Here is a 25,452-nt window from a genome sequence, read left to right as displayed (position 1 = left end):
CCTCACAGACTACATTGACCGGATGGTTGACATAGCTGACGCACAAGTGGCCTGTGAGGACACAGGCTACGGATGAGTGTTTTTGTCATCCCGACGCAGGAGGGATCTTCGGTAACAGTACGCTTTAAGATCCCTCCTGCGTCGGGATGACAAAAGAAAAAACCATAAACCCCAAAAAACTATGCAACTGTTTATGATCCCCGTTTTGGCGGGGCTGGCCTTCTCTTGTGCCCAAACACCGGCCAGCGCCCAGGAAGCTAAAGAACATATCCGTAAAGAATTTACGGTTTCGAAAGGCTCCAGCAACGTATTTGCCCTGTACAACATCAACGGCTTCGTGAAAGTCGAAGGCTATTCGGGCGACAAAGTCATTGTGGAGGTCGACAAAGCGATCACGGCCAAAACCAATGCCGATTTGGAAATTGGCAAGAAAGAATTTCAACTTGGTTTTGATCAGAAAGGCGACAGCGTTATAGTTTACATCGCCGAACCGTTCGATTCTAGACCCCGGCGGCAACGACACAATAATTGGAACAACGACCGGGATATTGAGTATGATTTCAACCTTGACTTCACCGTGAAAGTGCCCAATCACATGAACCTGGTCGTCTCGACCGTGAACCGGGGTGAAGTGACGGTGAAAGATGTGAGCGGCACCGTGAAGGCCCGGAATGTGAATGGCGCCATTACCCTGAGCAACATCAAAGGTACTACCGATGCCAACACGGTGAACGGAGCCGTCGATATCAACTACCTGGCCAACCCACCCGAAAACTCGTTTTACCACACCATCAACGGCGATATTCGGGTAACCTATCAGTCCAATCTATCGGCCGATCTCCAGTTCAAAAGTATGCATGGAAGTTTTTACACCGACTTCCCCAATGCCGAAGCCTTACCGATGGAAGCTATCAAATCAGAACAGAAAACGGGGAGTGGCACCGTCTATAAGCTCAACAAAACCACGGCTGTCCGTATTGGCAACGGAGGCAAAACATTCAAGTTTGAAACACTAAACGGAAGCATTTACATTAAAAAACAATCCTGATGAAAACGATTAAATTAACGCTTAGCGCTCTCTTACTGAGCGTACTCACCGTAAGCTCTTTAGTGGCGCAGAATGAAGTAAAAGAACAACTGGTGGTGCCGCTGAGCGATCCTGGCAAACCAGGTACGCTCCGGGCCAACTTAATCAACGGGTCAATCACGGTGGTTGGCTACAGCGGCAAAGATGTCGTGATCGATATTGTAGCCAGTGGAAGCAAACGGGGCCGACGCGATGACGACGACCGGGATCGGGACAGAGATCGGAACGGCAGTACCTCATCGGCAGGTATGAAACGGATCAACGCTGGTAATCCGCTCGATGTAAGTGCCCGTGAAAAAAATAATACCGTTAATGTGGACGCCAACTCGATTAATCAGCCCATTGATCTGACCATTAAAGTACCGCAACAATTCAACTTGCGTATTGGCACGGTCAATCACGGCGAAATCTCGGTCGATAATGTATCGGGCGAACTGGAAATCAACAATGTAAATGGAGCTATTGAACTGACGAATGTGGCCGGATCGGCGGTTGCCAACACAGTGAATGGGGTAGTAAAGGCCGTTTTTAAAAACGTGAATAGCGACGCGCCCATGGCTTTCTCGACATTGAATGGAAATGTTGATGTAACGTTCCCGGCTTCGGCAAAAATGAACGTCAAACTCAAATCAGATCGGGGCGATATGTACAGCGACTTCGATATTGATGTGGATAAGACCCAGTCGAAAGTGAACCGGACCAATCAGAACGGTATGTATCGGGTGAGCATCGATGATTGGGTACAGGGAAAAATCAACGGAGGTGGCCGTGAAATCATGATGAAAAACATGAACGGCAACATCTACATCCGCAAAGCCAAGTAAACCATTCAATCTCATCAGCAGGTGTCTTATGCGTACGCAATCGATTATCATCACGTTCTGTTTGTCGGCTCTAGCCATCAACTGGTCATCCGGGCAAACCACTTCTCCGAAGGTCAGTTCCGCAATAGCTATCCAGCAACTGGGTACGGCCTTCGTTCAGGCAAACGGACACGTGGGATTATCGGTTGGGATTACCCGAAACGGGAAAACCGCTTTTTACAATTTCGGTACGGTGGAGAAAGGGAAAAACCTGATACCTACGCAGAATACAATTTACGAAATTGGCTCCATCAGCAAAACGTTTGGTAGCCTGCTGCTGGCAAAAGCTGTCCTTGAAAAACGGGTTCGGTTAGACGATGATATCCGACAATATCTTGACGGTGACTATCCAAACCTGGCTTATCAGGGACAGCCTATCCGGCTGGTGAATCTGACCAATTGGACCTCGGAATTACCGGACAATTTCCCCGACCATCCCGATGCCTACAAGCAGGTCAATCCTGACTCCGTTCCATTCCGAATTGTCAATGAGTTGCGTGCGTATACAAAGCAGGATTTTTTCAACGATCTACATGCGGTAACACTCAAATCCGCTCCAGGCCACAATCCACGCCATAGTAACGTGGCAGCTCAATTGCTAAGTTATATACTGGAGAATGTCTACAAGATACCTTTCGACGAATTGGTAAAAACCCGCATCGAGCAGCCTCTCCAAATGCACAGCACGTTTGGTCTGTCAGCATCAGATCCATTCGCTATTGGCTACAACAGTACTGGTATTCAGATGCCAGCCTTTACCATAAAGGCTATGCAGGCTGCCGGTGGACTTCGATACAGTTCTGCGGATTTGTTGAAATATGCAGCGTACCAGTTAGCCGAAACCGATAAGGCTGTACAACTGAGCCATCAACTCACCTGGGGTAGTGTCGACAATCTGGCCTTCGGCCTGAACTGGTTTCTGCACAAGACCATCGATAGCAAACGGCAATTGGAGCATTCGGGCGGCACATTCGGATTTGCCAGTTACTGCGACCTGTATCCTGATCAGAAAACCGGTATCGTATTGCTGGCCAACGACGCAGGCCAATCTACCCAAAATCAATTGGGGGAGCTGTCTAAACAAATTATGAATGCCCTCTATGGCGAACCTCCTGCCGTAACGGCGTTGACGAATGAGTTAAAACGACGAGGGTATGCACAGGCTATTTCAGTAGTGAACGATGTCCGAAAAAAATACCCAGAACTGCACCTGACTGAAGATTATGTAAATGAGTGGGGTTATAAGTTAGTCGGAGAAGGAAAGCTTGAGGAAGCCATCGAGATTTTTAAACTGAACGTCAGCTTATACCCCAATGGCTGGAATACCTACGACAGTCTGGCCGAAACGTACGAGCGCATCGGAAACCGTAAACTGGCCATTGAAAACTACAAACAATCACTGGTTCTGAATCCTCAAAACGGTAACGCAACGGAGTTTTTCAAAAAGATCGGTGAGTCTGCTGGCAAGTAGTTTAGTCATGAACGGTAAAGTAAGCGTTTGAAACAACGAAACTCGGCTACTCACGCAACCTCTTTGTATCGAATTGCATCTTGTCATTGATACAACCTCCTAAACCAGCTCAATCCCATGAATGTCTGGCTCACTTCCGTTCTTTTACTCATCACGCTGACGGCAGAACCTGTTCATCCTAAACACGTACCCATAAGAAACAGGTTACCTGAAAAAGCATCGACCGATAATCCACTGGAAACCTCTGTCGATTCGCTGGTCGAACAGGCTGCTCAGCAATTTATGCGGATGCCTCAGGCTGTCGGGCTTTCAATAGGTATTGTCAAAGATGGGCAACCGTTTGTGTACAACTACGGAACCATCGAACGGGGCCGACATCAACTTCCAACCAGCCAGACCGTTTATCCGATTGCGTCCATTACCAAGACATTTACGGGGGCGCTGCTGGCTCAGGCCGTAGTGGATGGCAAAGTAAAACTCGACGACGATGTTCGTATCTATCTGACCGGTGATTACCCAAACCTGGCCTATCAGGGGCACCCCATTCGACTCGTTCACCTGCTTAATCATCGGTCTGGCTTACCCTTCCTCCTACCCAACAAACCCGAAGCCTTCAGCAACACCAACACGCCCGCGTCGGCCGTGGCTATGGAACTCATGCGCCCTTACAGCCGCGCCGATTTTTATGCCGATCTGCGTCAGGTTACACTGGACACGATTCCGGGCGTTGCCTTCAAGTATTCGAATACGGGCGCTCAATTGCTGGGGTACATTTTAGAGCGGATTTACGGCCAATCGTTCGAACAGCTTATCCAGCAAAAGCTGGCCCAGCCGCTGGCTATGAACGATACAAAAATCACGCTGCCAACTTCGGCCCAAACCCGTGTGGCCAAAGGCTACAATTGTGAAGGAATCCTGATGCCCGACAGCCCCGATGAACTACAAGCCGCTGGTGCGTTGAAATCGACCGTAGCCGATATGTTGAACTATGTTCAGTGGCACATAGCCGAACAGACTCACACCGCCAAACTAACGCATCAGCCAACCTGGACGAATGGTGGTCAATATGCATCGGGCTTAAACTGGCAAATGCTGAAATCGGCAGGAAACCGGGTAATCTGGCAGGATGGCAACATTCCGGGGTTCAGCAGTTTATGCGCCAACTATCCCGAACAGAAGTTGGGCATTATCGTTTTCGCAAACGAGTGCGACCGTACTACCGCTTCCCGCATAAAAGCGCTGACCAATCAAATTATAAAACAACTGGACGGCCGGGCTGTATCATTACCCAATTAGCCTGTGTCCTGACCAGAGCCTGACTTGTCCGCAACTGAACTAAACACGTCCGAAACCGGACGCACCGCCTTTATTAAATTAAGATAACACACTTATAGTCAAAGCACTACAACAGATGGTATAATATTTGAGCATACCTTACCCAACCTAAACGAACGGGTATACGATGCTCAGCAATTACCTTAAAATAGCGGTCCGAAATCTCTGGCGAAATAAGCTATATACCAGCCTGAATGTCGGTGGTTTGGCTGTTGGCTTAGCGGCCTGTTTGCTGATGGCCTTGTATGTCGATCATGAGTTTTCGTATGACCGCTTTCATGCCAACGCCAGCCGGATTGCCCGCGTCACCAGCGTGATGAAAACGCCGGAAGCGCCGTTGTCTATAGCCGCCAGTCCGCTGCTGTTAGGCCCCACGCTGAAACACGACTACCCCGAAGTAGAAACAGCCGTTCGGTTTCTGATGACTGGCGCTACCGTCCGAACGAAGAACCAATTGGCCGAACAAACGGACGTGTACTATGCCGACAACGACGTTTTCTCAGTTTTCAACTATCCGTTTTTAGCCGGTAATCCTAAGACCGCCCTACAGAATCCGAACAGTGCTGTCGTTACGAAACGGTTTGCCAACAAATTCTTCGGACGGACTGATGTCGTATCCCAATCGATTCAGATCAACAAAGAAACCTACCAGATCACGGGCGTGATGGCCGACCTGCCCAGCAATACCGATCTGCCGATTAGTGCGCTTCTCTCCGTAAAACCAGCCAAAACAGCCAGTTGGCTGGAAGATGATTTTCCGGCCTACACCTATGTGCTGTTCAAACAGGAGCCGAACCTGGCCGATTTCACCAAAAAGCTGGACCTGTTAGCCAAAAAACACATTGACCCGGAACTGAAAAAAGCAGGTGCTGAAAATTACTCCATCACCTTTCCGACCGAGTTATTACAGGATGTGCATTACAGTCAGGGTAAGCTGGAAGATACCCCCAAAGGGTCAAAACAATACAGTTATCTGTTTGCCTTTCTGGCCGTGTTTGTACTGGCCATTGCCCTGCTCAATTACATTAATCTGGTAACGGCCAAAGCAACCGAACGGGCCAAAGAGGTAGGGATTCGTAAAGCCAGTGGTGCCCACTACGGCCAGTTGGTTCGCCAGTTTCTGTTTGAATCATTCCTGCTAAGCGGGCTGGCCATTGCCTGCGCCCTGCTTTTGCTACAACTCACGATCCCGGTTTTTAATGAGCAGCTGACGATCCAGTTATACCTTAACACGCCCGAAGCCATACCGCTCATCGGTTTTACGTGGTTCCTTGTAACGCTGTTGGGTGGTCTCTATCCGGCCTTCGTTTTATCCGGCTATCGTCCGGTCGATGTGCTGAAAGGCCGATTGGCCAGTTATGGAAAGGGGCTGTGGTTCCGCAAATCCATTATTGTGTTCCAGTTTGTGCTGGCGGTCGGTATGATTGCCGGGGTACTGGTTGTTCATCGGCAAATGGATTATCTCCGGCATTATGACGTTGGTTTCAGCCGCGATCAGATTCTCAGCCTGTACTTACCCGACGATTCGACGACACGGGCGGGCGCTCCTGCCCTGGCCAACAGCCTTAAACAACGTTCCGAAATTGGGGGAGTAACTCTGGGCTCCGGGTTGTCAGACGGCCCGATGGCAATGGCCTCGACTACGATCCAGTCGGGCGGTAAAAAACGCGAAATGATGGCCAACTACATGTTCATCGACGAAACGTTTGTGCCCCTGCTAAACATCCGATTGAAAGCCGGGCGCAATCTATCAACGCAGTATAAAACGGATATAAAAGGTGGTTTTCTAGTCAACGAGGCTTTTGTGAAACTGGCGGGCTGGAAAGACGGCATCGGACAGGCTATGGAAGGATTTGGCCATAAAGGGGCGGTGGTTGGCGTACTAAAAGATTTCAACTACCGCTCGCTGCACAATCCGGTCGAACCGCTAATCCTCATTTACCGTACCTCCCTGATCAACAACGTGATGGTACGCGTCAAACCCAACGACTTGTCAGTGGTCAAAACGATCTGGCAGCAACACTACCCAAACTACCCGTTCGACTATAGTTTTCTGGATGCATCGTTCGATGCGAAGTACCGAAAAGATCAATTGATGATCCTGGTGTTCAATTGTTTTGCCGCGCTGACGATTCTGGTTTCCTGCCTGGGTTTGTTTGGTCTGGTCGCCTTTACAACCGAACGTCGAACTAAAGAAATTGGCGTTCGGAAAGTACTGGGCGCATCGGTTGCCAATATTGTTACACTGCTCACCAACGATTTCCTGAAACTGATTGGGTTAGCCATTTTGATTGCCAGTCCGCTAGCCTGGTGGGCTGCTGATCGCTGGCTACAAGCGTTTGCGTATAAAACCGATCTGTCGTGGTGGGTCTTTGCTCTGGCGGGCGTACTGTCCATCGCCATTGCCTTACTGACGATTAGTTTCCAAAGTATAAAAGCAGCCCTGATGAATCCTGTCAACTCACTTAAAACGGAATAAATAGCTTGGAGCAGGGTGCAGGGTGCGTGGAGTAATTTAGCTCTTACTCCACGCACCCTGCACCCTGCTCCCTACTCCAAGCTCCACGCCCTCTATGCTCCAAAACTTCCTAAAAACGGCCTTTCGCAATCTCTGGAAACATAAGCTGTTTACCTTCATCAACATCTTTGGCCTGGCGTCGGGGATGCTGGTGTGTATGCTGGCGATGATCGACATAAAAGGGGCATTTGACTACGACACCTTTCATCCGCACGCTGATCGAACGTACCGGATTATTACCGACGTTACAACGACCAGCAACGACAAACAGGGATTTGCCACCTCACCTCTGCCCCTGACCGAAACTATAAAACGTCAATACGCTTTTGTGGACCGGGCCACCCGAGTCATTCGTAACTATGGCGACTTTACGGCTAATCGAAAACAATTGCCGGTCGTATATAGCGCCGTCGATCCTGACTTCTTTACCCTTTTCGGGTTTCAACTGGCAAAAGGACAGGCCGCAATTACACCACGCACAGCCGTATTGACCCCCAAAACGGCAGAACGTTTTTTCGGCACGGCCAATCCAATTGGCAAACGCATCGACCACCCCGAGTTGGGTGCGTTGACCATTTCAGGTATTTTGGCCGAACCACTCGCTAAAACCCACCTAAATTTCGATGTACTGATTTCAACAGCCTCCCTTTCCGGTTCGGATTGGAATCAATTACGCACCGACTGGAAACAGTATACGCAAGGTTATACGTACATCTCGCTGAAGCCCGGCACCCCGGCCAGCGCCCTTACGAATGTGCTCCCCGCACTAGCTACCCAGGTAACAAAAGGCCTGCATTTTGCCAACGAAAAGGGATATACGTTCCGCAGTCAGCCGCTGGCAACCCTATCGCCATCGCGGGAAGAGTTGATGCTGGGCACCTATGAACCTTCGGCGGGTAAGCTGGAAACCGAAATGATCGTTGGCTTACTAACGCTGTTACTGGCTTCCTTCAACTACATCAACCTGACATTAGCCCGCTCCCTGAGTCGCGCTCGCGAAGTGGGAATCCGGAAAGTAGCTGGAGCCTTGCGCTGGCAACTGATGGGACAATTCATGGCCGAATCAGCCATTCTATCGATGCTGGGGCTTGGCTTAGCGTATGGGATGCTGCAACTGGTAAAGCCTATGCCTTTTGTCCAGCAATGGCTCATTGGTGGTGTACAGTGGGAGCAGGATGTACGCGTGTGGATTGTGTTCATTCTCTTTAGCCTGATCACGGGTATGCTGGCGGGTCTGTTGCCTGCCCGCGTTCTCTCGGGGTTCCAGCCAGCGCAGGTGCTACGGAGCCAAACGGGTCTGCGCGTGTTCCGGGGAATCAGCCTTCGCAAGTCGCTGATTGTAGTTCAGTTTTCGATTTCATTGATCGCCATGATTGCTTTACTGGGTATGGCTCGGCAGCAACACTTTATGGGCACAACCGACTATGGATTTCAGCGGGATAATGTCTTGATCGTACCGCTCAATGGAGCTGATGCTGATCGGTTGACGGCCGAGATCAATCAGTTAGCAGGTGTCGAAAAACTAACAGCTACATCCGATCTGTTCGGCGAAAATGGCGGCCGCTGGCAGATGATCCGACGCCAGCGAGCCACCGGTGACTCGGCCAGGGCCCACATCTATGCAACGGATGCCAACAGGGTTCAAGTAGCTGGATTGACCGTACTGGCCGGACAGAATATGCCTGCTTCCATTGGTGATTCAGCTTCCCGATTTGTCTTAATCAATGAAGAGGCCGTTCGGGCCTTCCATTTGAAGGAACCCGGAGCTGCTATCGGGCAAATGCTCTGGCTGAACGACAGTACCGAAGTCCAGATAGCGGGGGTACTCAAGGATTTTCATTTTTCTACGCTGGCCAGAAAAATAGAACCATTTGTTCTGCGCTATGAACCCAATACATTCCGATACCTGAACGTCAAAGTAGGCACTGGAAAGCCCGAAGAGACTCGGGCAGCTATTGCTCAGATCTGGAAACGACAGAATCCCTACGAACCCTTTGCAGGCGTATGGTACGATGATTTTCTGCGAAATCGCCATAACCATACTGACGATATTTCATTTATGGGGTTATTGCTTGGTTTTGCCTTATCGATTGCCTGTCTAGGGCTATTGGGTATGGTAACCTATACGACTCAATTGCGCACCAAAGAAGTGGGCATTCGTAAGGTAATGGGCGCCCGTATCGATCAGGTTATCTGGCTGTTATCGTGGGACTTCCTGAAGTTATTATTAATTGCCGGAGCCATTGCCCTACCCATCGGGTATCTGGCCACCAGTTTCTTTTTGATGTCTTTCGCCTATCACATTTCGGTAGGTGTGGGTATGTTAGGTGGCTGTTTTGGCACAATGTTGCTTTTAGGCGGCTTAACGATTGGCTGGCGTACGTACCGAACGGCGTTGACCAATCCAACCGATAGTTTACGATCTGAATAGCGTGGGGCAAGGTGCAGGGAGCAGGGTGTTTTGCTCCTTACTCCATGCACCCAGCTCCACGCTCCATGCTAACTAAATTTTAAATCATATTCCTTTTCCTAACACTATGTCATACATCGCTATACCTATTTCTTCGATGCCTGGGAAACAGGAAATCGAAATCGACGTAACCATCAATGGCCAGAAGCAAGCTTTGCACTACCGCGTCGAACTGTTCTACTGGAGCGATTGCCTGGTTCCGACCTTCGACCGGGTCGAGTGTATCCGGCATTTGCTTTCTACCTACGATCAGGACTGGACACTCTATTACATCGGCTCACCAACCGATGAGTTTGTACCAATCACGTTTGTCAAGAAAGAAGACCTGGCTAAACAGCGAACGCTGCTCATGTCCAGATAAAAGAACCTGATAAGTTGTAAAGAATGCATAACCAGAAAGGGCCAATCAACTTGACTGGCCCTTTTTTTGTTTGATTTTTACAGTTTTCTCTTTACCGTGTCCGTGGTCTGTGTCCTCAAAGTAAATAAACCGTCAGGGAAACTGCGTACCGCTATCGGCGTCAGCTCCGATGTTTTCATCCCGATGAAGGAATAGATCAGTACGGCGTTTTTGAGCAGATTATCAGGAACGGCAATGGAGTAAGCTCCTTCTGCGTTTGCTGATGCGCCAATGGTATTGCCTTTGATCACTACGTTTACACCGGGAAGTCCTGAGTTATCTTCGCCGGAAGTCACCGTACCTTTAATAACCGGGCTCTGGGCGAGAAGCTGAAGCAGGATACAACTAGTAATTTCCCAGGCTCAATACCATCAGCTAATTGTTTCGGCTAGCTCATTCCTCTTTACTTGTCCGTGAATGAACGTCCACTTGTCCGCTGCCGGACAGGCTCACCACAGGCCAAAAACATAATACTCTAAATATCAAATGTTTATCAAACTGGCACATCCCTTGCCAATCCATTACTAACCATATGGCTAACGCCTGACGGGTAATAACAACAGCTAATGCAACCTTCGTAAGCGAAAGCGCATCTTTGATACATCGAAATCAAAACCAATCGTATGAAACGAAATCAATTCTTCTTAACACTCCTCGGCGTAGCAACCATCTCGCTGACAACCCTTGCCAATCGCCCTTCCGACGATTCGCCTTACCAGACCAAAACCTTTTCGGGTAATATCAACACCGTTCGGGCCGAAACCTCCGGTGGTAGCCTCACTGTAGAAGGTGGTTCAGGAAAAGACGTAAAAGTAGAAATGTATGTACGCGGCAATAACGGCAACGGCAATCTGGATAAAGCCGAAATCGAAGAGCGGCTCAGAGATTACGACATCTCGATTACGCAGGAAGGCAATACGGTAGTGGCCACCGCCAAACGCCGAAACAACGACCGTGACTGGAAACGCTCGCTCAGCATTGGCTTCAAATTTTATACTCCCCGCAACATGGCTACTGACCTGCGGACATCCGGCGGTAGTATTCATCTGGCAACTCTGACCGGCACGCAGAAATTCCGCACGAGCGGTGGTAGCCTGCACATGAGCGACGTGGATGGCGATATCAACGGCCAAACTTCGGGCGGCAGCATTCACCTTGATGGTTGCCAGGCTAACGGTACCGGCGAAATCGATCTGCAAACCTCGGGTGGTTCCATCGAAGCAAAATCATCCTCGGGTAAAATGCGGTTGCACACCTCGGGTGGCAGCATTCGCCTGACCGATCTGAAAGGCCCTATCGATGCTCAAACCAGCGGTGGCAGCGTAAATGGCGAAGATATTGAAGGCGACATCAAAGCGGGGACCTCGGGCGGCTCGGTTCGCCTGGAAAACATAGCCGGTAGCATCGACGCCAGCACCAGCGCCGGTGGTGTAGAGGTAAGCATCAGCAAACTAGCCGGTCCGATTCGTCTGTCGACCAGCGCCGGTAGCGTTCGCGTCAGAATGCCTCTCGACAAAGGAATCAGCTTAAATCTGAGTGGCAACCACATCAAAATCCCGCTGAACAACTTCAGTGGCGATACGGACCGGAACCACATTAAAGGTACGCTCAATGGTGGTGGCATCCCCGTTACACTCTCGGCTTCGGCTGGTAGCGTCTATGTGAACCAGTAAGCAATGAAAAATGTAGAATGAATAATGGACAATGTCCGAAGTGTATTGTTCATTATTCATTCTACATTTTTCATTACGAATGAACGCTTCTTTTTTCGACCGCCGACTCCTCCTGAATATCCTTCTGACGCTAATTGGGAGTGCTTTTCTTCTGTATTGCATTCGCGTTGCCATAGCGGCCCATCTTCCTTACCTGGTCGCAACCATTCTGGCAACGGGCCTGGGCTTCCTGGAACCCCGCAAAGGCTGGCTTCTGGCCATCGTACAGGCACTGTCGATCTGGCTTGTATATACCTTCTTTCTCGAACACCCGACCAACTCCTTCAATATCGAACTGGAGAATTTCGGACTATACGGTTCCATGATTCTGACGTTTGTAGGTAGTTTTATCGGTAGTCGGCTGAAGCGGGTCTTTGATCGGGGCAAGTGAATAGCTTTTCTTACTCCTCTATTGAACAGTAAAAAGGCTCCATTTTCAGAAACAACGTTCCGCTACCTATTCGATGGTGGGTAAACTTCTGCTCATAATACTTCATCCTGCGTTGTTCGAAACCGGTAAGTGTCGTAATAGGAACATAAGGAATATCTACCTCTCTCAGTACATCCAGGACGTCAGAGACATTCCGGAATGTAGCCAGTTGGGTAGGCTTCACCATAACAGCCATATCGCCATCCGTTGCTTTTTTCAACCCTTCCAATAGTTTCGATATGTTGTCTGTTTCAGGACTGATCTGGCTCAGTTCGACCATATCGTCACCTTTCCAGTATTGCATAATACCGATCTGGCTTTTCGCTAGTAGATAAAGGGTAACTACTTTTTTTGGAGTATGCTGGATCTCAAGCTTTCGGCATTCTTTCGGTATCGCAACGCCCATAACTTCAGGCTCTTTGGCCGCCTTCACCCAAACAAAAAATACGATAACCAATAAAGCCACACTCACAATGGGCTTAAAGTCAACCTGAAGAGTTGTAGATATACGTCGTGTCAGCATAGTAGCGGTCGTTTATCCGATGGATGACTCAACACGGTCATTTCCATAATTTACTATGCTTTCTTACCTTCGATGGTATACACTTCTGCTTTAAGTTCAGACATGACTACGTATGAACGAATGACCAATTGGCTAACGATAGTTCTGCTAACGCTTCTGACAACCCTTTCCATTGCTGGAGCGATGTGGTTGCCTAGTCCAATAGCCATTCACTACAATCTACATGGCCAGCCCGATCGATGGGGCAGTCCGGCAACATTACTGATCATACCGCTCATTGCTTTGTTTGTTACTGGTCTACTTTGGGTATCCTAAAAAATGCATCCCGATTTCATGAACTTTCCTGGTCCACGTACAGCAGAGAATGTAGGCCGCCAGCTAGGTAATATTCGTCTGATGACTGCCAGTATGCGCCTGTTTGTGGCCAGCTTATTTCTTCTCATTCATGCTCAATCAATTTGGGCTAAATTTTATAATCATGACCACCTAATTGGCTGGACAATTCCCAGTATAGTCGGATTGATGCTGGTGGTCGTGGGCTTTTTTGTCTGGAGAGCTTACAAACTGGTTCCAAAGCAGTGAACTGAGTTTCTTTGTACCTTTGAGGTATGTTTCGTCTTCCTCATAAACCGCCTTTTGCCTCGCTGGAGCCTTCGTTCGAAGGAGACCTCTATTTCGATGAATCACCTGAACACACCGCCCAGCGCTTACTCTACGCCACGGATGCATCGGTTTATCAGGAGATGCCCATTGCAGTAGCCCTGCCCAAATCAGTCGCCGATATTAAACGACTGCTACGATTTGCGCAACAACATGGTTTAGGACTAATTCCACGGGCTGCTGGAACCTCGCTGGCTGGCCAGGTCGTCGGTAGCGGTATAGTGGTCGACATCTCCAAGTACTTTGGAACCATTCAGGAAGTTAATACCGCCGAACGATGGGTACGTGTACAACCCGGCGTTATCCGCGACGACCTGAACGCCTTTCTAAAACCGCACGGTCTGCTGTTCGGTCCCGAAACCAGTACCGCCAGCCGGGCTATGATTGGCGGAATGATTGGCAACAATTCCTGTGGCCTTCACTCCATCATCTGGGGCACCACCCGCGACCACCTGCTCGACGTTCGGGTCGTTCTCAGCGATGGTGCCGAAGTTACGTTTGGCCCACTAACCCAGGAACAATTCGACGCCAAATGCCGGGGCGAAAATGTGGTTAGCCCACTCGAACAACGGCTCTACGTACAGTTCCGCGACTGGCTCTCCAACCCTGAAACCCAACAGCACATCCGCGAAGGTTACCCCAAGCCGACCGTCACTCGTCGGAACACCGGCTATGCGCTGGATGCGCTATTGAATTTTTTTAGCGGGGAGCAGGGAGCAGGGAGCAAGGAGCAGGAAAACGTGAGTTCGGCGTCCCTTCTGACCCCGCTCTTCAACTTCGCTAATCTCATTGCGGGGTCAGAAGGGACGCTATGCTTTATTGTCGAAGCCAAATTGAATCTGCTGCCATTGCCACCCAAAGAAACGGCTCTGGTTTGCGCACACTTCAACACGATCCGCCAATCGCTGGAAGCCAATCTGGTTGCACTGGCCCATCAGTGTTCGGCATCGGAGCTGGTCGATGATTATATCCTGCAACTGACCAAAACCAACATCGAGCAAACCAAAAACCGGGCGTTTGTGGAAGGTGATCCGAAGGCGATCCTGATGGTTGAATTTTTCGATGATACAAAAGAAGGGGCTGCGCAAAAAGCCAATGCCTTTGTTGCTGACCTGAAGGAAAAGGAGTTAGGTTACACCTATCCGATTCTATTCGATGACGAAACGAAAAAGCCCTGGGCACTGCGCAAAGCGGGATTAAGCATCATGTACAACATTCCGGGTGATGAAAAACCGGCAAACGTGATCGAAGATACCGCCGTCGATGTTCATGACCTGCCCGACTACATTGATGAACTGGACCGGATGGCCTGGGAGAATCACGGGCTGAAACTCGAATATTCGGCCCATGCCGGGGCGGGCGAAATCCATGTTCTGCCGCTCATCAACCTAAAATCGTCGGAAGGGCGAGCCAATTTCCGGGCGTTACTGATGGATACGGCGCAGTTGGTCAAAAAATACGGCGGTTCCTTATCGGGTGAGCATGGTGACGGTCGGCTACGGGGCGAATTTATTGCCTATATGCTCGGCCCCGAAAACTACCAGTTGTGCAAAGACGTTAAAACCCTCTGGGACCCACACAACACGTTCAACCCAGGCAAAGTCATCGACCCGCCACCGATGAACGAGTCGCTGCGTTCGGAGGCCGATGTGGTAGTTGCGCAGCCCAAAACGGTGTTTGACTTTTCGAAAGATGGAGGTTTGCTCGAACTGGCCGAAAAATGCTCCGGCTCCGGCGATTGCCGTAAAACCGAAATTTCGGGCGGAACCATGTGCCCAAGCTACATGGCTACCCGACGCGAACGCGATACGACCCGGGCTCGCGCCAATATTCTCCGGCATTTTTACAGCAATCAATCGACCCCAACCGAACTGGACTATGCAGCAGCCAAAGAGGTACTCGACTTGTGCCTATCGTGCAAAGGCTGTAAAGCGGAATGCCCATCGAGCGTCGACATGGCCCGGATGAAGGCCGAATTCACGCAACAGCATTACCACGAAAAAGGCGTTCCGTTACGAGCTAAACTGGTCGGTAACTTCACCAAACTAATGTCGCTGGCCAGTCTGGCTCCTTGGGCTTACAACGCGGTTTATAACGCTCCTGCACTTCGTCGGGTGGCTAATCAACTCGTCGGCTTCCACCCCGACCGCAGCATGCCGCATTTGGCGGGTACGACGTTAAAGAAGTGGGCGAAGAGCAGGGAGCAGGGAGCGGGGAGCAAGGAGCTCAATTCCCACTCCATGCCCCATGCCCCACGCCCCTTGCTCTTCGCCGATGAATTCACCAATTTCAATGACGTTGAGGTCGGTCAAAAAGCGATTCAGTTGCTGGAACGACTGGGCTATACGGTTACGATTCCTGAACATGCGGAAAGTGGCCGTACCTATTTATCGAAAGGACTGGTCGATGAAGCCAGGAAGCTCGCTATTCGGAACGTAACGTTGTTGAAAGACCTTGTTACGGACGATACACCGCTGATTGGTTTGGAACCGTCGGCCATTCTGACCTTCCGGGATGAATACCCCGATTTAGTGCCTAACGAGTTAAAAGACGATGCCCTGCGTATTGCCAAAAACGTTTTTCTGTTCGAAGAATGGCTGGCACAGGAAGTTGAGGCTGGCCGAGTGGATAAGCGCTTATTTACCGACGAAGCCCGACTGGTGAAAGTACACGGACACTGCCACCAAAAGGCGCTATCATCGATGGTTCCCGTGAAAAAGGTGCTCTCCTTACCAGCCAATTATAACATACAGTTGATTCCGTCCGGTTGTTGCGGCATGGCAGGTTCGTTTGGTTATGAAGAAGAGCATTACGAACTATCGATGCAGATTGGCGAGCTAGTCCTTTTCCCTACAGTACGAAAAGCAGTCGATGCCATCATTTCGGCCGCTGGTACAAGTTGCCGTCATCAGATCAAGGATGGAACTGGGCGAAAAGCTCAGCACCCCGCCGAGATTTTATTTGACGCGCTGAAGTAACGCGGACATCTAGTCCGCAGTGGTTATTGACTGCGGACTAGATGTCCGCGTTACAAAACCTTTTGCGTTTCCAGTAGTTTTCCATAAACCTAAAACATTCACAATTGTCATGGAAAACTCAAATTCTTCAGCCCTTAGCGATGGCGCTCAACAGGCCAATCTGGTATCGAACGAAAATGCAGAAGCGATGTTCGGCGCCGATCAGGGCGAAACAAATATGGTCAAACTCGTCGACGGTAAACTGACACCCATCGGTGATACCGAAGACGATGTTGTGGATGAACAACTTCGCAACCGATATAGCTCCGACGAAGAGCGCACTGTTCAGGGCGACCCATTGCGGGGGAAAACATACGAAAATTCGGAAGCTTCGCTGCATGTAGGCGAAGGTGTTGATGAAGCGATCCTACCAAACGATCCGATTGCCGTTGCCGATATTACGGGCAATCCTGATGCGGGTTCGACAGTGGCAACAGGCTTATCATCGGAGGATGAGTCACCAAATTCGACCAATACAGACTCGAAAAGTACGTCGACCAATTCATTTGCTGGCTGGAATTACATTGGTGGGGTTCAACCACTGGGAGGAGACTCTTTCCAAAATATGATTCCCCCAACTCCCGGCACACCTGACCCAACGCAGCCGATTCCGCCTACGCCGGGTGTGCCACCAGAAACGCCCCCTACTCCACCGACCCCTGGTCCCGAAATTCCTGATTTGCCAGATACGCCCAAACCAGCAGTTCCAGATATACGGAATGCCGCTAATCCATTGACTACATTCACAGCTACGGTAGCTGCTCCGGTAGAACCTCAGTCGGTTAATGCAGAAAAGGGCTCTCAGTATGAAGGGATTCATGAGGATATAGCCGAAGCAGCTAAAGCCGTTCCTGGTACTGAGGAAGGTATGGAAGATGCGCCAGATACGGGTGATTCAGCCCGTCCTTATGATGTAAATGCCAAAGACACGACTAAAAACCAGCCGGGCGAACGACCCGAAGAAGGTCGGGAAGCTGAGAAATTTCCACGCGAAATGGCCGACGAAAGTAGTATTGCTGCCCAGGATATGATCTCCGGCCCCGACCGTTCCGATCAGAAATCGACCGAAGGCCTCGACCGTAAATACAACGACCTGGACGCAACCCGCGATATGGCAACCTAGATACTGAACACTCTCTAACCTGAAAGCGCCTAAAACAGAAGTTTTTCACTGTTTTGGGCGCTTTCAGGTTAGAGAGTAACTCGATTAGTGACTATTTATCCAGTTCGGTTTTCACCTTCCGCACAAAATCTTCTGAGACGCTAGCGAAGTTAGCAATCTCAGCATCTGTAAACTTTTGTGCCAGTAGCAGTTTACGGACCACTTCAAGGCTTTTTTGTTCAAGACCTTCTTCAAGCCCTTCTTCTCTGGCTAACATTTTAATTGTGTCGATGATACCCATAGCTCTCTGACTTCCGGTTAGCAGTTCAATCTCCTTATCAAAATTACGATTTATGTCTGGATCGCCAATGTAAATAAAGGTCTTTAAAAAGAACAGAAAACGTCGAATTTGTTCACTATCGTACCGTTGGCTTTGAATCAACGCTTTGGCAATCGTTAGTCGCTGCTCTCCCAGTTCTTTTTCAGGAATCTTGCCTAACAATAACGCTTTCTGCGCAGCCAGAACAATAAGCGCAAATGGATTATTCATGGCCACTAACTCGCTCTCCGAATGATCCAGGATATGGTAAGCGTTATAGGTATAGGTGATTTCAGTACCTAAAAAGCTTTTGTGATACTGATTCGGTTTAGGCTGATTTTTACCACCCGTAAATACAGCTAAGGCAACAATATCCACTTCATATCGATCATAAATGCGATACCAGTACTGCAACATCCGATGGGCAAATCCGCGCGTATCCTCACCCTGAATTTCCAGGTGTACCAAAATCCATTCTTCAGTACCATCCAGCAACCAGGCTTTGACCAGCATATCCACAAATCGTGAACCGCCCTGTTTTTCCAGTTCGGGAAAGAGTTCACTCAATTCTTTGTCCATGAACTCAAACCCTCGGGCCATATCGAATAATTGATCGGCCTCTGCAAAGAAAAATCGCAGCAAATCAGGAAAAGCTTCCTCAAAAGCGCTTTTTAATAAAATGTCGTTCTTTCTACGCATGCGTGCAAAGATAGTCGACATTCGAATCTGTAGTTATCATTTAATATTTTGGTTACTTTTATCTCAAAAAAGCTAAACTCCATGAAACGACTGTTGCTTCTCAGTGTACTGTTTTGTCCATTATCCTTCACATTTCCCCCAAAATGGACCTCATTATTTGACGGAAAAACGATAAAAGGCTGGCACAGCTACCATAAAGATGGGATAGTTGGCTGGTATGTCGAAGACGGAGCCATGACTCCTGATGGTACGGGTGGCGATCTGGTTACGGATAAGGAATACGAAAATTTTGAACTGGAATTTGAGTTCAAAATTCCTAAAGGAAGCAATAGTGGTGTTGTGTATAAAATCATTGATAGCCCGGATATTAAGTCAACGTATATGTCGGGTCCAGAATATCAGGTGATCGACGATAAAGGGTATCTGGACGGTGACGGGAAGCCGTATAAGCTGAAAGATACGCAGCTAACAGGTGCCAATTATGACATGATTCCCCCAGCCGATATGAACGTAGTCAAAGCACCAGGCGAATGGAACAAAGGCCGCATCGTTGTCAACAAAAACCATGTAGAGCACTTCCTGAATGGTAAAAAAATGGTCGATTACGAATACGGCTCCGACAACTGGAAAGCCCTGGTGGCCAAAAGTAAGTTTGCCAACTGGCCGTATGCAACACCTCATGCCAAAGGCAAAATAGCCCTCCAGAACCACAGCCCAAAGGAGCGCGTCTGGTATCGGAATATCCAGATTCGGGAGTTATAAGTAGTGATTTGCCTTTGGCGACATGGATTGTCATTCGTGGTCATTATGTTGTATTTCCACAAATGACAATCCATGACAATGAAGGCAAAGGAACATGAATAATAAAGAAACTGGCTTATTTTCTACGTTTCCAGTCATCCAGTTTTTTCCGCAAGACCTCTACCGCGTTTATCGTATTGTTGATGCCGTACACAATCAAATTTAGGTAAGGTTTCTGTGGAGAATCGGCTGGTTTGGCAATGGTCAGAAACGCGCTGGAAGCCTTCCGGTCACCGCATCGTTTATCACCACCTAATTTTGCCCCGGCTTCCAGTGCCAGCATCAACACCTCTTCCAGAGGAAGTCCTTCCTTCTGCGCCTGTAGCGCAGTATTCAGAACGGCTTGCAGTTCATCAGGACTAGCCAATGTGTTGCCCTGTACTGAGATTCCATTTGCCGTTAAAGCACCTTTAAACGGCGTTACTTCACTACCAGTATACGTCAATTCCTTGCCATAATAATTGACACAGACAATCGCATACTGTTGTTCTTCGGGATCAAAGTCTGGATCTTTCATTGCATCCAGGATTTGTTCGGGAGGAGCATCGGCCATGATCATCCGTCGACCTAAAGCACGGGCAGCTCCGTTGCTCATGGCCTGTACAATGACTGCTCCTTTTCCCGGAACGATTGATCCAATTCCATACACACTGTAGGTACAGGAAGCGCCGGCAATACCAATCTCTTTGGTTCTGGGATCAATCACAATGATAGACCACGTAGCATAAGCCTGTATAAAACTACACGTTAGTAGTAAGCCTGTCAGAAAGAGCCGTTTGGCCAACCTATTCATTCATAGCTAAAGTTTGTACTTGTTGAGCAATATATGTGTTCACCCCTGTACCGATACAATCAACGGTTGTTTGGCCTGGAGATTTGTCCGACCAGAGAAGCTCAGGACGAGGGTTTTAGCGGTTTGTTTTAATTGTATGGCAATCGGTTGCCCACCCAGTGTTGCTAGTACTTTCTTAACCGGCTTCGCATCACCTTTCTCAACCGTTAGCTGCTTTAACTGCAACGAACCATAGGCTACTTCAAGGCGATACTCATAGCCTTTACCCTGTTTTTGCTGGGTGTACGTCCCCCATCCTTCGGCAGCCGTAAACGGAGCCATGAACCTATCAGCATTCCATTTTGGGGCAAACGCCATTTCACCTTTGGGGCCGTGGTACGCATAGCCACAGGCCGTAACAAACGCTCCATAACTGGCCATAGCCCGTGCATAGTGGTCGCTGCATTCGACTTCATTGAACGGATTTCGTTTGGCGGCATGGTAGCGATCATGGATGGTTCGGATCAGTGCCAGCCCTTCATCAGTCATACCTTCGGCGATCATATGCCCGGCCACCTGATGTTCAAACCCACTCATGCACTCGTGAAAATAGGTCACCTGCCAGGCATCTTTTACGCCATAAGGCAATGGCTCCTGCGTCGGGTTGGTATTCATCAGCATTCCCCCCTCACCCGGTAACGCATAAGGCCGCCCGCCATGATGGTCTTTCAGGTAGGGCCCCACATCGGTTGTAAAATTGTATTTCCAGAGAGCCCGCAATGCGGATAAAGTTTTTTGCTGATCAATGATTCGACCCAGTCCAACCTGAAACGCCCACGACTGCCCATACACCTGGTCAATATGGCAGGTGTCGTACGAACCTAGTACAGTTTTACCCAATTTTGGATCGGCTTTATGGATAAAATACTCTCCATTAAACAGTTGTGATTCCATATTGGCCTTCCCCTTGTCGAAAAAGGTTTTGCAAACTGTCGCAAACTCCAGGTCGGTCAATTCTTCAGCCATGCGTTCGCCCGCTTTTACGGCTACCAGACAAAGACCCACCAGCCAGGCAATCTCGCCCGGCCATTTGGCATCCAGCGTGTTTTCGAGCTGCGAATCGACCATGCCATTTCCATTCCGGTCTTGTTTCAGGATGTATTCGATAGCTAGTTTGGTTTTCAGCCAGTTTCGACGTAAAAATTCATCGTTGGCACTCATCTGATGCTCCCGATAAACCCCCAGAACGCGACCAGCTTGCCCGTCAATGGCGGGTTGCTGATCATATTCAGCCCGGAAGCCAATATGCCCATCTTCATGAAAACCAACCCCCAGATCGACCCGTTCGCGCGTATCCCGTTCCAGCGATGGAAACAATCGACCCATCGCCTGGGCATACTGCCACACGTGTGTGCAAGTACCGGCACAGGAACCTACGCCCTCCCACGCATAAAACCGTCCCGACGAAAACCGATGGCTGGTTGTAGTTGCCAGGGTCGACACATTTAGTAACGTGCGTTCTAAAAACCAGTGTGGCAATGTACTCTTCGCATACCAGGTCTGGCACCAGGTTTTGGTTCCGCCCGATAGTTTGTCAAAATTCTGCTGGATATAGATGGAGACCTCAGCCGCTGATTTGAATTGGTTCGCGTAATATCGCTTCGTCTCATTCTTAATGGAATGAAACGACAGATTCGGGAAATACCAGCTTACTACATAATGCAATTCAGCCGTTTTACCAGCAGCGATTTGGGTCGTATTTCGTACGGAACCCAACAACGGCTCATCAAATCGTTTGGTAGAAGGCTGACTATTTTCTGCACTAAACAGCGCGTCGTTCGTTAGGGTGGCTGCTGTATTGACTATTGTAGACGGGTTGAGCGAAAGCAGACAGAAGTTGCCATAATCCGGTTTGAAAAAATAGGCATCGTCGGCCCAGTTTTTATTGAGAACGTTGCTGAAAACGCCATTCGGAATGGCCTTATTTGATTTGGTATATTGATCATCGCTGGCAGTGTACATAGCCGCTTTGTTCTCAAGCCAGCCCGCCACCGACACCGTTATATCCAACTGACTTTTATTGGTGATCGTAAATGAATAAATGGTGGCGGGCAATCCCGAATTATCCGCATCCAGCGGAATAAACGGCGAATAGACCTGTATCGAAACCTGAACGGGAAGCGTCTTATCCATATAGCGAATGGTAGCCATTGGATAAGTGGCTTCAAATTCAATGTCGTCCCAGTCGTCGGCCAGCAATCGTTTCGTAACGCTCTTGCCATTGTAATCGAACTTCAGGGCAAATCCCTGCTCTACCGGTCGAACATCTTTAACGGGCTCTACATAATTCGCTCCGTCAAATGGCCGCAGGATTGCCTTATTGTTCTGGATTTTCTCGTGCCAGGGAATGTCTTTGTAGATAACACCCGTCTGATTTTTATTGAAGACATCCCATAACCAGAGTCGCCCATCGCCCCCCAGATACACACAACCGCAGCCGATTCCACCCACTGGCATGCCGATGTATTGAAGCTCAGCTTTCGTTTTGCGATATGTGGTTGGCGCTCCTGGTTCGTACAGGGCTTTGATCCACTCAGGTGTAGGCTTTGTTATATCGGGATTGTCTTTGCGCGGTAAAACTGGAGAATATAAATCGGGGAACTGGGTTAGAAAACCAGTTGCCGCCAAGCCAGTCGATTTCACAAAGGTGCGACGGGTAACTTTATTGATTGCCATACAAGTCAGGGAGCCGTTCGATTGAAGATATAGGCTAAAAAATCAATCGAATCACAACTTTACTCGTTCTGACGTTGGTTAGTTAGAGCAACAAATAGGTATCAAAGGCGCCTTCTCTGGAGGCATTAGTTATTTTTTGGCCTTCGGGTGGGCCTGATCGTAGGTTTTCTTGAGTTGTTCCAGACTGGTATGCGTATAAATCTGGGTAGCCGCCAAACTACTGTGGCCAAGCAAGTCTTTGATGGCGTTGAGGTCAGCCCCCCGATTGAGGAGGTGCGTGGCAAACGAATGGCGTAATACGTGCGGACTTTTCTTTTCAAGCGTCGTTACCAGTTCCAGATGTCGCTTTACAATCCGCTGAATCAGCACCGGATAAGCGGGTACTCCTTTATCGCTTACAATCAAAACCGTTTGATCGGCCTGCCCTGAAAACTCAGTCTCTTTGAGCTGCTTGTACTGTTGAATGAGCTCAAACAGAGGCTGTGTAAGCGGCACGATACGGTGTTTGTTGCGCTTTCCCAGCACCAGAATGGTCTTTTCGTACAGATTGACGTCAACTGTTTTTAACCCAATTAATTCACTCAATCGAATTCCGGTACCATACAGCAACTCCAGCACCAATTTATCGCGTATGCCCTCAAACGTGTCGGGGAATTCAACCTCGCTAAGCAGGGTTTCCATCGGTTTTTCTTCGACGTACTGGGGCAGCTTTTTACTGGCTTTCAGTGCCTGAATTTTAGCCATTGGGTCCTGATCGATCACTTTCCGGCGCACTAAAAACCCATAGAAGCTCCGCAGGGTGGCAATTTTCCGGTTCACCGACGATTTATCCATATCGCCCTCCACCAGACTCACAATCCACGACCGAATGTGCCGAAAATCGGCCCGCTCTGGCTGGTCGACATTACACTCGGTGCTTAGAAACTCGCTAAACTGTTGCAGATCGTTCGCATAAGCCGTCAGCGTATGATGACTCAGCCGTTTTTCGTACCGAATGTGGGTGAGGAAGTCAGAACCGGGATTCATGTGATTTTATTGATTACTCTGATTTTGCTTACACAAACATATCAACTTTACTAGCTATACGCTTCTTTAAGCCATCTGACATCACAAATATTCACCCACTCGACATACTATAATCAGACCAATCAGTAAAATCACAAAAATCCTGGTCAAAAAAAAGCAGCAAACATCCCTGCTTGCTGCTTCCGTGTCTTTAGTTGGTGGTTTCGAACGACTGACTGCGCATTCAGCGATTCAATTCCAACTGCACATCACCGACTATTGCTCGGTGTGGTTGCCGTACATTCTCTCTTTGTAGGCAGCCTTGATGATTTCGGTGCGACGCTTTACCGACGGTTTTTGGAAAGCCGTCCGCGACCGCAACTGCCGCAACACGCCCGTCTTCTCAAATTTCTTCTTGAAGCGTTTCAGGGCTTTGTCGATCGACTCGTTGTCTTTTACGTTAATAATAAGCATTTGTAAATATTGTGTTTTAGCTAAAATCGGACGGCAAAGGTAATACATTTGCAGACATGAAACAAGCCATTATTGACTTAGGTACCAATACTTTTCATCTATTAATTGCCGAAACGGACGGTTCAGTCCAACGGACGCTGTTTCGGGAAAGTTTACCCGCTAAAATAGGCCAGGCAGGTATCAATCAGGGCATCATCACCGAAGAAGCCATTGGTCGGGCACTGGGTGTACTTACGTATTTCCGGCAGGTACTCTATCGCTTTGGCATGACACCAGACCAGGTTGTTGCGATTGGCACCAGCGCCATTCGGGTAGCCCGCAATCAGCAGGAATTTATCGACCGTATCGGGCAGGAAACAGGCATTTCAATTCAGGTCATTTCGGGCGATCAGGAAGCTGCCTACATTTATCAGGGCATCCGAGCGGCCGGAGCTTTAGATGATGCAACAAGTTTAGTGATTGATATCGGTGGCGGAAGCGTCGAATTTATTCTGGGCAATCGATCCCGAATCTTCTGGAAACAAAGTTTTGAAATTGGTGGTCAACGATTACGTGAGCGTTTCATGACCGGAACGGCGGACCGCATCGACCCAATTAGCCCTGGCACGATCCGTCGCCTGAATAATTACTTTCAGGAACAACTACTCCCCTTAGCCAATGCCATTCATCAATACCAGCCGAGTGCGTTGATCGGCTCGTCGGGTTCGTTCGATACGCTGGTCGATATGTGGTTTATGCATGAACAGGGCCATTTACCCGATCCAAATCAGGCCACATTCGAATTACCTCTCCCGGAGTTTTATCGTTCCTACGAATTGCTTGTTACAAAAACTCACGAGGAGCGGATGCAGATACCAGGCATGATCGAGCTCCGGGTCGATATGATTGTGGTGGCCGTTTGCCTGATCGACTATGTACTAAAAACTTACGACATCACCCATATAAAAACCTCAACCTATTCACTGAAAGAAGGGGTACTGGCTTCGATAAACAACTAATGGATAATGAACAATGCAGAATGAGTAATGAAGAATAGCAGGTAAGTTTTCAAGTAATTA

22 protein-coding genes are annotated in these 25,452 nt (G+C 48.9%); 15 read left to right on the top strand and 7 right to left on the bottom strand.

The genetic code is table 11. From position 1 onward, the window contains the following. Nucleotides 1–181 precede the first annotated feature (181 nt). From ACYVFD_RS06650 to ACYVFD_RS06620, 7 genes are all read left to right on the top strand, one after another. Nucleotides 182–1,048, top strand: coding sequence for a DUF4097 family beta strand repeat-containing protein (locus ACYVFD_RS06650; RefSeq protein WP_461089001.1), 867 nt, complete (start codon nucleotides 182–184; stop codon nucleotides 1,046–1,048). Further along, nucleotides 1,048–1,911 (top strand): DUF4097 family beta strand repeat-containing protein, encoded by an 864-nt coding sequence (locus ACYVFD_RS06645; protein WP_461089000.1) that lies wholly within the window; start codon nucleotides 1,048–1,050, stop codon nucleotides 1,909–1,911. The genes ACYVFD_RS06650 and ACYVFD_RS06645 overlap by 1 nt, the downstream gene beginning before the upstream one ends. 28 nt (nucleotides 1,912–1,939) lie before the next feature. Then, a complete protein-coding gene (locus ACYVFD_RS06640) occupies nucleotides 1,940–3,421 on the top strand; it encodes a serine hydrolase (protein ID WP_461088999.1) in 1,482 nt (493 codons plus the stop codon). 117 nt (nucleotides 3,422–3,538) lie between these two features. Next, the gene (locus ACYVFD_RS06635) at nucleotides 3,539–4,717 is read left to right on the top strand and encodes a serine hydrolase domain-containing protein (RefSeq protein WP_461088998.1); all 1,179 of its coding nucleotides are present in this window, start codon (nucleotides 3,539–3,541) and stop codon (nucleotides 4,715–4,717) included. Between the two features lie 166 nt (nucleotides 4,718–4,883). Further along, a complete protein-coding gene (locus ACYVFD_RS06630) occupies nucleotides 4,884–7,235 on the top strand; it encodes an ABC transporter permease (RefSeq protein WP_461088997.1) in 2,352 nt (783 codons plus the stop codon). Nucleotides 7,236–7,329: 94 nt separating this feature from the next. Beyond that, nucleotides 7,330–9,705 carry an ABC transporter permease gene (locus ACYVFD_RS06625; RefSeq protein WP_461088996.1) on the top strand — a complete coding sequence of 792 codons (2,376 nt, stop codon included), beginning with the start codon at nucleotides 7,330–7,332 and terminating at the stop codon, nucleotides 9,703–9,705. Between the two features lie 106 nt (nucleotides 9,706–9,811). After that, nucleotides 9,812–10,105, top strand: a complete 294-nt coding sequence (locus ACYVFD_RS06620) for a hypothetical protein (RefSeq protein ID WP_461088995.1) — start codon at nucleotides 9,812–9,814, stop codon at nucleotides 10,103–10,105. Nucleotides 10,106–10,182: 77 nt separating this feature from the next. Here the strand turns inward: ACYVFD_RS06620 and ACYVFD_RS06615 are convergent, their stop codons facing one another. Beyond that, nucleotides 10,183–10,440, bottom strand: a complete 258-nt coding sequence (locus ACYVFD_RS06615) for a carboxypeptidase-like regulatory domain-containing protein (protein WP_461088994.1) — start codon at nucleotides 10,438–10,440, stop codon at nucleotides 10,183–10,185. A gap of 327 nt (nucleotides 10,441–10,767) precedes the next feature. Between ACYVFD_RS06615 and ACYVFD_RS06610 the strand changes: the two genes are divergently transcribed. Then, a complete protein-coding gene (locus ACYVFD_RS06610) occupies nucleotides 10,768–11,817 on the top strand; it encodes a DUF4097 family beta strand repeat-containing protein (RefSeq protein ID WP_461088992.1) in 1,050 nt (349 codons plus the stop codon). Between the two features lie 79 nt (nucleotides 11,818–11,896). Next, entirely contained in the window at nucleotides 11,897–12,247 is a 351-nt protein-coding gene (locus tag ACYVFD_RS06605; protein WP_461088991.1) for a hypothetical protein, read from the top strand. Nucleotides 12,248–12,257: 10 nt separating this feature from the next. On the opposite strand, the gene ACYVFD_RS06600 is transcribed toward ACYVFD_RS06605, so the two are convergent. Beyond that, entirely contained in the window at nucleotides 12,258–12,809 is a 552-nt protein-coding gene (locus ACYVFD_RS06600; RefSeq protein ID WP_461088989.1) for a biopolymer transporter ExbD, read from the bottom strand. Nucleotides 12,810–12,911: 102 nt separating this feature from the next. Here ACYVFD_RS06600 and ACYVFD_RS06595 point away from each other — a divergent pair, with 102 nt between their 5' ends. The 4 genes from ACYVFD_RS06595 to ACYVFD_RS06580 all read left to right on the top strand — a co-directional run bounded on the left by ACYVFD_RS06595 (nucleotide 12,912) and on the right by ACYVFD_RS06580 (nucleotide 17,609). Continuing rightward, the gene (locus ACYVFD_RS06595) at nucleotides 12,912–13,124 is read left to right on the top strand and encodes a DUF1648 domain-containing protein (RefSeq protein WP_461088988.1); all 213 of its coding nucleotides are present in this window, start codon (nucleotides 12,912–12,914) and stop codon (nucleotides 13,122–13,124) included. 3 nt (nucleotides 13,125–13,127) lie between these two features. Further along, entirely contained in the window at nucleotides 13,128–13,391 is a 264-nt protein-coding gene (locus ACYVFD_RS06590) for a hypothetical protein (RefSeq protein ID WP_461088987.1), read from the top strand. A gap of 26 nt (nucleotides 13,392–13,417) precedes the next feature. Beyond that, nucleotides 13,418–16,447 carry an FAD-binding and (Fe-S)-binding domain-containing protein gene (locus tag ACYVFD_RS06585; RefSeq protein WP_461088986.1) on the top strand — a complete coding sequence of 1,010 codons (3,030 nt, stop codon included), beginning with the start codon at nucleotides 13,418–13,420 and terminating at the stop codon, nucleotides 16,445–16,447. 109 nt (nucleotides 16,448–16,556) lie between these two features. Next, on the top strand, nucleotides 16,557–17,609 hold the full coding sequence (locus ACYVFD_RS06580; RefSeq protein ID WP_461088985.1) for a hypothetical protein: 1,053 nt from the start codon (nucleotides 16,557–16,559) through the stop codon (nucleotides 17,607–17,609). 91 nt (nucleotides 17,610–17,700) lie between these two features. Here the strand turns inward: ACYVFD_RS06580 and ACYVFD_RS06575 are convergent, their stop codons facing one another. Beyond that, nucleotides 17,701–18,606: an RpnC/YadD family protein gene (locus ACYVFD_RS06575; RefSeq protein WP_461088984.1), complete on the bottom strand. Its 906-nt coding sequence runs from the start codon at nucleotides 18,604–18,606 to the stop codon at nucleotides 17,701–17,703. 81 nt (nucleotides 18,607–18,687) lie between these two features. Here ACYVFD_RS06575 and ACYVFD_RS06570 point away from each other — a divergent pair, with 81 nt between their 5' ends. Then, complete coding sequence (locus ACYVFD_RS06570) at nucleotides 18,688–19,368, top strand: 3-keto-disaccharide hydrolase (protein WP_461088983.1); 681 nt, start codon at nucleotides 18,688–18,690, stop codon at nucleotides 19,366–19,368. A gap of 115 nt (nucleotides 19,369–19,483) precedes the next feature. Here the strand turns inward: ACYVFD_RS06570 and ACYVFD_RS06565 are convergent, their stop codons facing one another. The 4 genes from ACYVFD_RS06565 to rpsU all read right to left on the bottom strand — a co-directional run bounded on the left by ACYVFD_RS06565 (nucleotide 19,484) and on the right by rpsU (nucleotide 24,394). Next, nucleotides 19,484–20,200 (bottom strand): DUF1028 domain-containing protein, encoded by a 717-nt coding sequence (locus ACYVFD_RS06565; RefSeq protein WP_461088982.1) that lies wholly within the window; start codon nucleotides 20,198–20,200, stop codon nucleotides 19,484–19,486. Between the two features lie 39 nt (nucleotides 20,201–20,239). Further along, the gene (locus ACYVFD_RS06560) at nucleotides 20,240–22,915 is read right to left on the bottom strand and encodes a GH116 family glycosyl-hydrolase (protein WP_461088981.1); all 2,676 of its coding nucleotides are present in this window, start codon (nucleotides 22,913–22,915) and stop codon (nucleotides 20,240–20,242) included. Between the two features lie 129 nt (nucleotides 22,916–23,044). After that, a complete protein-coding gene (locus ACYVFD_RS06555; protein ID WP_461088980.1) occupies nucleotides 23,045–23,941 on the bottom strand; it encodes a tyrosine-type recombinase/integrase in 897 nt (298 codons plus the stop codon). Nucleotides 23,942–24,196: 255 nt separating this feature from the next. Continuing rightward, on the bottom strand, nucleotides 24,197–24,394 hold the full coding sequence (gene rpsU, locus ACYVFD_RS06550; RefSeq protein WP_012924721.1) for a 30S ribosomal protein S21: 198 nt from the start codon (nucleotides 24,392–24,394) through the stop codon (nucleotides 24,197–24,199). 56 nt (nucleotides 24,395–24,450) lie between these two features. Between rpsU and ACYVFD_RS06545 the strand changes: the two genes are divergently transcribed. After that, nucleotides 24,451–25,392 (top strand): Ppx/GppA phosphatase family protein, encoded by a 942-nt coding sequence (locus ACYVFD_RS06545; RefSeq protein WP_461088979.1) that lies wholly within the window; start codon nucleotides 24,451–24,453, stop codon nucleotides 25,390–25,392. Nucleotides 25,393–25,452 lie beyond the last annotated feature (60 nt).

It is taken from the genome of Spirosoma gilvum (assembly GCF_054776815.1).
Note: the sequence above shows the minus strand (reverse complement) of the source record. Positions and strands in the feature narration are given on the sequence as shown.

Coding starts and splice junctions, on each gene's coding strand:
- ACYVFD_RS06585 (WP_461088986.1), top strand. CDS start 13,418: ATGTTTCGTCTTCCTCATAAACCGCCTTTTGCCTCGCTGGAGCCTTCG.
- ACYVFD_RS06560 (WP_461088981.1), bottom strand. CDS start 22,915: ATGGCAATCAATAAAGTTACCCGTCGCACCTTTGTGAAATCGACTGGC.
- ACYVFD_RS06580 (WP_461088985.1), top strand. CDS start 16,557: ATGGAAAACTCAAATTCTTCAGCCCTTAGCGATGGCGCTCAACAGGCC.
- ACYVFD_RS06630 (WP_461088997.1), top strand. CDS start 4,884: ATGCTCAGCAATTACCTTAAAATAGCGGTCCGAAATCTCTGGCGAAAT.
- ACYVFD_RS06605 (WP_461088991.1), top strand. CDS start 11,897: ATGAACGCTTCTTTTTTCGACCGCCGACTCCTCCTGAATATCCTTCTG.
- ACYVFD_RS06650 (WP_461089001.1), top strand. CDS start 182: ATGCAACTGTTTATGATCCCCGTTTTGGCGGGGCTGGCCTTCTCTTGT.
- ACYVFD_RS06640 (WP_461088999.1), top strand. CDS start 1,940: ATGCGTACGCAATCGATTATCATCACGTTCTGTTTGTCGGCTCTAGCC.
- rpsU (WP_012924721.1), bottom strand. CDS start 24,394: ATGCTTATTATTAACGTAAAAGACAACGAGTCGATCGACAAAGCCCTG.
- ACYVFD_RS06625 (WP_461088996.1), top strand. CDS start 7,330: ATGCTCCAAAACTTCCTAAAAACGGCCTTTCGCAATCTCTGGAAACAT.
- ACYVFD_RS06570 (WP_461088983.1), top strand. CDS start 18,688: ATGAAACGACTGTTGCTTCTCAGTGTACTGTTTTGTCCATTATCCTTC.
- ACYVFD_RS06555 (WP_461088980.1), bottom strand. CDS start 23,941: ATGAATCCCGGTTCTGACTTCCTCACCCACATTCGGTACGAAAAACGG.
- ACYVFD_RS06595 (WP_461088988.1), top strand. CDS start 12,912: ATGACTACGTATGAACGAATGACCAATTGGCTAACGATAGTTCTGCTA.
- ACYVFD_RS06610 (WP_461088992.1), top strand. CDS start 10,768: ATGAAACGAAATCAATTCTTCTTAACACTCCTCGGCGTAGCAACCATC.
- ACYVFD_RS06590 (WP_461088987.1), top strand. CDS start 13,128: ATGCATCCCGATTTCATGAACTTTCCTGGTCCACGTACAGCAGAGAAT.
- ACYVFD_RS06600 (WP_461088989.1), bottom strand. CDS start 12,809: ATGCTGACACGACGTATATCTACAACTCTTCAGGTTGACTTTAAGCCC.
- ACYVFD_RS06620 (WP_461088995.1), top strand. CDS start 9,812: ATGTCATACATCGCTATACCTATTTCTTCGATGCCTGGGAAACAGGAA.
- ACYVFD_RS06565 (WP_461088982.1), bottom strand. CDS start 20,200: ATGAATAGGTTGGCCAAACGGCTCTTTCTGACAGGCTTACTACTAACG.
- ACYVFD_RS06645 (WP_461089000.1), top strand. CDS start 1,048: ATGAAAACGATTAAATTAACGCTTAGCGCTCTCTTACTGAGCGTACTC.
- ACYVFD_RS06575 (WP_461088984.1), bottom strand. CDS start 18,606: ATGCGTAGAAAGAACGACATTTTATTAAAAAGCGCTTTTGAGGAAGCT.
- ACYVFD_RS06545 (WP_461088979.1), top strand. CDS start 24,451: ATGAAACAAGCCATTATTGACTTAGGTACCAATACTTTTCATCTATTA.
- ACYVFD_RS06635 (WP_461088998.1), top strand. CDS start 3,539: ATGAATGTCTGGCTCACTTCCGTTCTTTTACTCATCACGCTGACGGCA.